The organism is Tateyamaria sp. (genome assembly GCF_059783535.1).
In genome coordinates, this window is sequence record NZ_JBYNDP010000127.1 from 1 (window position 1) to 1,967 (window position 1,967).

General features: G+C 58.6%; 1 protein-coding gene and 2 pseudogenes. All 3 read left to right on the forward strand.

The features are described 5' to 3' along the window. Positions 1 to 180 (forward strand): annotated as a pseudogene (locus AC6RA8_RS18195) (ribose-5-phosphate isomerase RpiA); the annotation flags it as partial. 11 nt (positions 181 to 191) lie between these two features. After that, positions 192 to 1,673, forward strand: a complete 1,482-nt coding sequence (locus AC6RA8_RS18200) for an FAD-dependent oxidoreductase (RefSeq protein ID WP_500354610.1) — start codon at positions 192 to 194, stop codon at positions 1,671 to 1,673. Between the two features lie 73 nt (positions 1,674 to 1,746). Beyond that, positions 1,747 to 1,967: pseudogene (locus AC6RA8_RS18205) on the forward strand (FtsH protease activity modulator HflK); the annotation flags it as partial.

The window sequence follows — 1,967 nt, forward strand, 5'->3', positions numbered from 1 at the left end:
GTGATCAACCAGATGCCGGGTGTGGTTGAAAATGGTTTGTTCATCGATATTTGTGACGCCGTTGTCATCGGCTACGGCGATGGTCGGGTCGAGGTGCGAGATATCAATGAAGGCACAGTGGAACAGGATCGGCTCGATTTCTTGGAAAGCGACAACCTGTTCTCCGACCTTGCAGACTAAGGACTCGAAACATGGCGGACTATGACTACGACCTCTTTGTGATCGGAGGCGGTTCTGGTGGTGTGCGCGCGGCACGCGTGGCCGCGGGTGAGGCCGGGGCGCGCGTGGCACTGGCCGAGGAAGACCGCTATGGTGGGACCTGCGTGATCCGGGGCTGTGTGCCCAAGAAACTGATGGTGTTTGCCAGCGAATTCGGGGAAATGGCCGAGGTCGGCAAAGCCTATGGATGGTCGATGACTGCTGGGTCCTTTGACTGGAAAGGGTTCCGGGGCCACCTGAACACGGAATTGGATCGGCTTGAGGGCGTGTATCGCAGTCTATTGAAGAACTCGGGTGTTGAGACCTTTGATGCACGGGCAAAGCTGAAAGACAAACATACGGTCGAACTGTCGACGGGCGAGACCAAGACGGCGAAAACGATCCTTATTGCCACGGGTGGGCGTCCGGTGCGACCGGATATCCCCAATGCCGATCTCGGTATTGTCAGTGATGACATTTTTCACCTTGAAACGCTGCCGAAGTCGATCCTGATCATTGGTGGCGGATACATCGCCTGCGAGTTTGCGTGCATCCTGCACGGGCTGGGCGTGGAGGTGACGCAGTATTACCGTGGTGCTCAGATTCTGCGTGGCTTCGATGATGAGGCAAGGGGACTGATTGCTGAATCTATGCGGGACCGGGGGATCAACCTACATACCGGCACTAACATTGTTCAGATGGGACCGGCATCCGAAGACCATTCTGGCGCCATTCCCACCGCATCTGATGCCGCAATGGGTGCAGGCGCGCAGCAGGACAACGTCATGGCCTATGGTGGTGTCACGGCAACGGAACATGTGGGCCATCGGGACGGACCTATTTGGGTCAAGTCCACCATGGGGCACGAGAACGTTTTTGATATGGTGCTGTTTGCAACGGGGCGCGACCCGAACAGCACTGACATGGGACTTGACGATGTTGGCATCGAGGTCGGTCGCCGTGGTGAAATCGTCGTGGATGAATACTCCAAAACCGCGGCTGACAGTGTCTATGCCATTGGTGATGTGACCAACAGAGTGAACCTGACACCGGTTGCCATTCGCGAAGGTATGGCGTTTGTCGAGACGGTGTTCAAAGACAACCCAACGGCGGTTGATCATGACCTGATCCCATCGGCGGTTTTCACCCAGCCCGAGATGGGAACCGTTGGCCTGAGCGAGGAAGATGCCCGCGAACGGGAGGAAATCGAAGTGTACTGCACGTCGTTCCGTCCGATGAAGACGGCCTTTGCCGGAAAAAGCGATCGCGTGCTGATGAAACTGGTTGTGTCGGTGGCAACGCGAAAAGTGCTAGGGTGCCATATCGTTGCCCCGGATGCGGGCGAAATGATTCAGCTGGCGGGTGTCGCCGTTAAGATGGGAGCCACCAAGGAAGATTTCGACAGGACGGTGGCGGTGCACCCCACCATGTCGGAAGAGATCGTGACCATGCGGACGCCAATGCGGACTGCTTGAATTTTCGGGTAAAAATCACAGGTAATGCACAAGGTGCGGCGCTGGTCGCACGGCAAGAGGAGAATAATACCACATGGCTGGCAATACAGGCGGCCCCTGGGGGGGCGGCGGTAACTCGGGCGGCGGCGACGACGGTCGCGGCGGTGGCTCGCGCGGCGGTGGCCGCGGCAATGGCGGGCGCGGGCCTGGCGACGAGGGTCCGCAGATCCCCGAAATCGACGAATTGGTCAAAAAGGGCCAGGAGCAGCTGCGTGTCCTCATGGGCGGTCGCGGCGGCGGCAGCAATGGCAGCGG

What these genes read in the sequence shown, in the direction of transcription:
- AC6RA8_RS18200 (WP_500354610.1), top strand. Translation starts at nt 192, where the DNA reads ATGGCGGACTATGACTACGACCTCTTTGTGATCGGAGGCGGTTCTGGT.